The organism is Paenibacillus ferrarius (assembly GCF_002027705.1).
Lineage (GTDB): Bacteria > Bacillota > Bacilli > Paenibacillales > NBRC-103111 > Paenibacillus_E > Paenibacillus_E ferrarius.
Genome location: NZ_MBTG01000024.1, coordinates 104779 through 111367 on the forward strand (window position 1 = coordinate 104779; position 6589 = coordinate 111367).

General features: G+C 47.4%; 6 protein-coding genes. 4 read left to right on the top strand and 2 right to left on the bottom strand.

Going from position 1 to position 6589, the window contains the following annotated elements; genetic code table 11:
- Positions 1-16: 16 nt before the first annotated feature.
- Entirely contained in the window at positions 17-751 is a 735-nt protein-coding gene (locus tag BC351_RS24910) for an HAD family hydrolase (RefSeq protein WP_079416089.1), read from the top strand.
- Between the two features lie 100 nt (positions 752-851).
- Here BC351_RS24910 and BC351_RS24915 read toward each other — a convergent pair whose 3' ends face one another.
- Both BC351_RS24915 and BC351_RS24920 read right to left on the bottom strand, forming a co-directional pair.
- Positions 852-1796 carry an ABC transporter permease gene (locus BC351_RS24915; protein WP_208629847.1) on the bottom strand — a complete coding sequence of 315 codons (945 nt, stop codon included), beginning with the start codon at positions 1794-1796 and terminating at the stop codon, positions 852-854.
- A complete protein-coding gene (locus BC351_RS24920) occupies positions 1780-2715 on the bottom strand; it encodes an ABC transporter ATP-binding protein (protein WP_079416093.1) in 936 nt (311 codons plus the stop codon). The genes BC351_RS24915 and BC351_RS24920 overlap by 17 nt, the downstream gene beginning before the upstream one ends.
- 141 nt (positions 2716-2856) lie before the next feature.
- Here BC351_RS24920 and BC351_RS24925 point away from each other — a divergent pair, with 141 nt between their 5' ends.
- From BC351_RS24925 to tnpC, 3 genes are all read left to right on the top strand, one after another.
- The gene (locus BC351_RS24925; RefSeq protein WP_079416095.1) at positions 2857-4059 is read left to right on the top strand and encodes a sensor histidine kinase; all 1203 of its coding nucleotides are present in this window, start codon (positions 2857-2859) and stop codon (positions 4057-4059) included.
- Positions 4060-4235: 176 nt separating this feature from the next.
- Positions 4236-4925 (top strand): response regulator, encoded by a 690-nt coding sequence (locus tag BC351_RS24930; RefSeq protein ID WP_079416097.1) that lies wholly within the window; start codon positions 4236-4238, stop codon positions 4923-4925.
- Positions 4926-5196: 271 nt separating this feature from the next.
- Positions 5197-6589, top strand: a 1393-nt coding sequence (gene tnpC, locus BC351_RS24935; RefSeq protein ID WP_079413845.1) for an IS66 family transposase, incomplete at its 3' end; no start/stop codon positions are given.

Sequence of the window (6589 nt, forward strand, 5' to 3'; positions counted from 1 at the left end):
GCAGGAGACTTGCCCTATGAGAGAACAAGCGATACTTTTTGATCTGGATGATACTTTGATACATTGCAATAAATATTTCGACTACGTTATTGATCAGTTCGTCGATCTTATGCTCACCTGGTATTCCGGACATGGGCTGCAAGCGCAGGATATTAAGCAAAGACAGCTCCAAATTGATCTCGCTGGCATCCAAATCCACGGTTTTATGCCGGATCGTTTCCCCAAATCTTTCGTTGAAACGTACCACTGGTTCGCCGAGAAGTATAACCGTCCAACTAGCGCCAAAGAAGAGTCGTGGCTCATGCAATTAGGCCATACGGTCTACGAATATACAGCGGAACCTTATCCGCTTATGAATGAAACGCTGGATCAGCTGAAGCACGCCGGTCATCGCTTATTTCTGTATACAGGCGGCGACGCCTCTATCCAAATGAAGAAAGTGAAGGATCTGAGTCTAGATACCTATTTTGAAGATCGCATCTTTGTCACCGTGCACAAAACGAAGGAATTCATGGAAACGATGCTGCAGGAGCAGCGTTTTGACCGCAATCACACCTGGATGATCGGCAACTCCGTCAAAACAGATGTCCTGCCGGCTCTGCACGCAGGCATTCACTCCATCCATATTCCCGCCCACAAGGATTGGGAATATAACACCGGAACGATTGACGTCGCTCCTCGAGGCGCCTTCTACCAGCTGAATTCGCTGGAGGAAGTTCCTGTGACGATTCAATCTTATATTTTGAAGTAAATAACACTTAAAAAGGGACAGCCCCAAGTAGATTAACTACTAGTGAGCTGCCCCTTTTTTGCATATATTTCATGACCCTCGAGAAAACACCGCGAGCCTGTTAAGCCGCGACATCGCGTTTACGGAATATTACCCAAGTGAGCGCATTGAACAGCACGAAGTAGCAGATCAACACGGTAATTGAGAAGCCCATGGTCATACCTTCAGCGAGCGGTTGACCCTCCAGATAAGGTGTAAGATCCGTATTGGCGAACAAGAAATATTTGCCCCAGCTGTAGCGCATCAGCAGCATCGTTATCATTTGTCCAGCAAACATTATGAAAATACTGAGACCAATCGCCAGTGATGAACTGCGGAATACCGTCGATATCATAAAAGCCAGCGTTACGATCATGACAAGCTCAATCAGTTTCAATCCGTACGTCGCGAAGACGAACATCAGCATGCTTTTCTCTTGTACTTGTCCAGCCGAATTGACGGCTAGATGCGGAAGGTTCAGACTCTCAAAACCATAAAGGAAACCATTCGCAATCAGCGCGCTAAGAAACAGCACGATAAGCAGGGTTGCTGCAAAAAGCAGCGTTGCCATATATTTTGCCAGCAGAATCTTCGTTCGGCTCGCAGGCCGTATCAGCAGCAGCTTGATGGTCCCCCAAGTGAATTCACCTGCGACCATATCGCCCGCAATAATAACGGTAAACAGAGTAACCACCAAGATGAGAATTGAAGCACCTAAGACCCCACCCCAAAGCGTATGATCGGCAGGCGGATAATTATGATCCAGCATGTACTGCTGAGTCGCTATTTCATCTTTCATTGCCTGTTTGAATTTGGCGGGGATATCGGGATTCTCCAACTCTTTGGTATTATGTTCAATTGTTTCAGCAGCTCTGGTTTTCCATTTATCATTTACATCGCTGCCTGAATGAGAGAATAGAGAAGCCATCACAACGATGACGATTAGCAATACGATCAGAATCCAAGTGCGCAGCCTGCGATAAATTTTCATTTGTTCATTTTGAATTAAATTAAGCAATCGGATCACTTCCCGTCATCTCTAAGAATTGATCTTCCAGTGATTTCGTTGTGGTGCGGATACTGTATACGCCAATCCCCGCCTCTACAAAGCGTTTATTCCATGCTGCTGTTTCCTGTTTATCCAAGATCAGAATGAGGTCATTCCCCTCAACCTCGGCTGCTGCTGAATGCCCTGCCGTAAGCGCCAGAGCTTGATCGATGGAGGCTACCTCAAAAGCAACCCGCTGCTTTCCGCCGTCGTCTACAAGCTCTTTGATCAGCCTGACGTCCACCAGCTTCCCGTTCTGAATAATGGCGACGCGGTCGCACATCAGCTCCATTTCGGCTAGCAAATGGCTGGATACGATGACCGATATCCCTTCTTCCCTCGTAAGCTGGCGCAAATGGTCACGCAGCTCGCGAATACCCGCAGGGTCCAAGCCATTTGTAGGCTCATCCAAGATTAGTACATCTGGCTTATGCAGCAAAGCTTGCGCAATCCCCAGCCTTTGACGCATGCCCAGCGAGTAGGTTTTCACCTTGTCATGAATCCTATTTTCCATTCCTACGAGATCAATAACCTCTTGAATACGGTCTTTCCCGATGCCTGGAAACATTCTCGCATAATGAACCAGATTATGATAACCACTCATAAATTTATACATTTCGGGATTTTCTACAATAGCTCCGATGTGACGAATGGCTTGTTCAAAATGGGTGCGAATCGAGTAGCCTCCAATCCGAATATCCCCTTCCGTGATCGACATGAGTCCCACCATCATTCGGATGGTCGTCGTTTTACCCGCACCATTTGGACCCAGAAATCCAAAAACCTCACCCCGAGGCACTACAAAACTCAGTTTATCAATAATCGTTTTTGACCCGATCCGCTTCGTAATCTGATCTATTTGAACAATAGGGGCATTGTCTGCCGATGTGACTGACATCTACCTCACTCCTCTCTTCTATACAAAAGTCATACCTAGTCATACCGCAAGGCGACTTATTATTATGACTGCTCTCACTATGGTTTTACCCAAATTTTATGTACAATAATCTCATCAGATCTCGTGCAAAGGAGTCCTTTTATGATTCAAAGAAGACCGTGGCATGGAGTCGAGTGGTCGTTATTTATAGTTTTGACCGGCTCTGTGCTGCTAGGCTTACTCTATGCGCTTCTGCATATGTTTGAGCATGAGCTCGTATCCACTGTGCTGACAATAGCAGCTATTCTCCTTTCTTATGGGGTTCCCTTTCTATTCTGGAGACCCAATTACATTCATACTACTTGCTATCCCATCGCCGTACTTCTGACAGGCATTCCTCTGCAAATCTACCTATCCTGGATGCAAGAGGATGCTTATCTTACTATTAATTGCCCATTAATGGTGATTGGATTCCTTACCGACCGAAAAAATGCATGGTGGACCGCTCCCGTCTTCATGGTAGCTATGCCTGTGGTCTACTATTTCATCCTACACAATGGGATGGGAATTGGCCAATTATTCAGCATTATTCTCAATGCGGTACTTTTCTTTGCGATCGGCCTTAGCTTGCAGCGCGTGGTGACCTCGAATGAGAAAACCGAAAAGCTTCTAGCTGAAAATCAACGGCAATACTTGCTTATCCATGAGCAAAATAATGCTCTAGAGCAGTATGCCAATCAAATCGAGCAATTAACGCTGCTGGAAGAACGTAATCGGATGGCCAGAGAATTGCACGATACCGTTGGTCACACCTTTACTTCCGTCATTATGGGAATGGACGCCGTTTCCTATCTGATTGAAACCGTGCCCGAGAAGGCCAAGGAAAAGCTTGATGTCCTGCGCAGTGTAACCCGCAATGGACTTGAAGAAGTACGCCGCAGCATTCATCAAATGGTGCCCCAAGAAGGCGATACGCTGCTTTCCCAGCAATTAACCCGGCTTGCCAATGAATTCGCCCTTCATACGGGAACTCAAATCAAGTTTACGACTATTGGTGACGAATACGATATTCCTAAGCAAACCAAGCTCACCCTCATTCGCTGCTTGCAGGAATCGCTCACCAATGCCAAGCGACATGGCCGTGCCGCTTCCGTAGAAATTCAACTCACTTATACCGATCAGCAAGTCAGTATACGCATTGAAGATGATGGCGTTGGCTCTGAGCACCTGAAAGTAGGCTTTGGGATCAATGCTATGCAAGAACGTATATCCGCCCTGCAAGGAAACCTTCAGGTAAGCTCTTCCTTAAGCCAAGGCACCATCGTTCATTGCTCCATACCGGCCAAACGGGTACCCACCTTCTAATTGATTTCCGGTTAGGAGTTCCTCATGTTACAATATGGATGATTGTCAAAATACAGAGGCCGTCTGTATCACCATTGACCAGAAATTTTAGGTGGAAAAGGTAAGGGGCCGCATCTCCTTCAGGCGAGAGTCCCCAACAACACTTAGAATGCCATTAACCTTAGGAGGCGCCAAGCATGAACCCTAACCCGCTCAAACTGCTTCTGGTCGATGATCAGGATTTAATTAGAGAAAGCTTGCACATTGTACTCGATATGGACCCGGATATTCAAGTCGTAGGCTTGGCCGAGAACGGACACGTTGCTATAAAACAGTGCGAAGAGCAGCAGCCTGACGTTGTGCTGATGGATATTCACATGCCCGTCATGGACGGTGTGGAGGCAACCAAACAAATCAAAATGGCATGGCCGCATATTCGTGTTATCATCCTGACGACGTTTCAGGAAATCAGCTATGTGGTTGATGCCCTTGGCGCAGGAGCCGAAGGCTATCTGCTCAAAGCCATTCACCCCAAGGATCTCGCCGCCGGGATCAAATGGGTGCATCAAGGCGGTACACTCATCCCGCAGGATATCGCCAAAATGCTCGTTCAGCAAGCAAGAGGCGCTGCCGACGCTGCCGCGCCAGATACCGGCATCAAGCCTGCTGCCGATGAGCCTGCCCGAACCGATGCTTATGGACTAAGCGATCGCGAAGTTCAAGTGCTGCACTGCATCGCCGATGGCCTGAACAATAAGGAAATCGCCGAAAAACTTTATTTATCCGAAGGCACCGTGAAGAACTACATCTCCAGCATCTACTCCAAAATGGATGTCCGCGATCGTGTGCAGGCTTCGAAGAAAGCGCACGAGGAAGGGATGTTGTAGATTCGTGCCTTGCTGGCACTATGAACAGTAAAAAAAGACTTTGGCTAGCTAGCAGCTGCGCCAAAGTCTTTTTTCTGTTGTATCCCATTTGAGGCCCAATCGTGGCTCATCGATTTTGAAAGCCTGTAAAAGTGCAGGCTTTTTCGAGCAAATCGTCAAAAAAAAGAGAAAGCCTGCAATTATGGTTACTACTCAGCACCTTATTCAAATTCTAAAATTTGGTTTAATAGATAGTAACCAATACTTTAGAGTGAACGAGGTGAGAGGCATCATGAATATAGAAGAAATTGATCGGATTATGCTCAGTGACTTGGCATCCATTAAGTCACTCATCCTGTCTCTGGTTGCCAAGGTTGAGCACCTCGAAAACGAAAATAAGGAGCTTAAGCGGCAACTTGGCCAAAACTCGCAAAACAGCAATTGGCCGCCGTCTAGTGACCTGAAGCGTGAACCTAAGAATCACCGGAAGTCCGGCGGAAAAAAGGGAGGACCTGTCGGCCATAAAGGGCATACCCTTTCTTGCATAGACGATCCCACTACAACCATTATTCATCCGGTTTTAGTCTGTGAGAACTGTGCGGTCTCACTTGAGGACGTCGCATGTCTAGGGTATGAGCGTCGACAGGTTTTTGACATCCCTGTTCCTGTCATGGAGGTGACGGAGCACCGAGCCGAGAAGAAAAAGTGCCCATGTTGCCACACCTTGCAGAAAGGCATCTTCCCTAAAGGCGTCCATGCACGTGCCCAATACGGTGAGCGGTTCACTGCTGTAGCCGCTTATTTGCATACGCACCAAATGCTCCCGCTTGCTCGCACAACCGATCTTCTTCATGTGTTGACGGGGTGTCGGCCAAGTCAGGCAACACTTCTTTCAAGTATCCGTAAAATGGCTGAAAGCTTACTTCCCTACGAAGAGGTCATTCGTCATAATCTCCTTGCCAGTCCCGTAATCCATGCCGATGAAACGGGCGTGCATGTAGACAAAGAGGGACACTGGGTTCATGTGAACAGTACGAAGAACTGGACCTTGCTTGGTGTCCATTCTAGCCGCGGAACCGCGGGGATGAAGTCGCTAAACGTACTGCCTTCCTATACGGGTACAGTGATCCACGACTTTTATGGGCCGTATTTTAAACAGGATAAAGACTTTACCTTCAAACATGCCTTATGCAATGCCCATTTATCTCGGGAGTGCAAAGGGATTGAGGAATATGACGGGCATCGATGGGCCAGCGCTATGCTCACACTGCTGCATACAAGCTGGTCCATCACCCGCAAGACCAGAAAATTAGGTAGGCCACTTACCGAAACAGCCATCGGCAACTACGAACGACGGTATGAGATGATTCTAGAGATGGGAAAGGTCGAGCTCGAAAAGGAGCCCCTGCTCCAATCAGGGCGCAGGGGAAAACCGCGTAAGAGTAAGGCCGCAAATCTTTGGGCACGATTCCGTGACCACAAGGAAAGTATCTTGGGGTATCTTCGAGATGCCAATATTCCCTTTGATAATAACCAAGCCGAACGTGATCTTCGCATGATTGCCGTTAAGCGGAAAATATCCGGCTGTTTTCGTTCGGAAACGACCCCGGGCTTCTTTGCGACCATCCGAAGCTTTATCTCCACGTTGATTAAACAAAATCATCCTATTCTTACATCACTGAAAT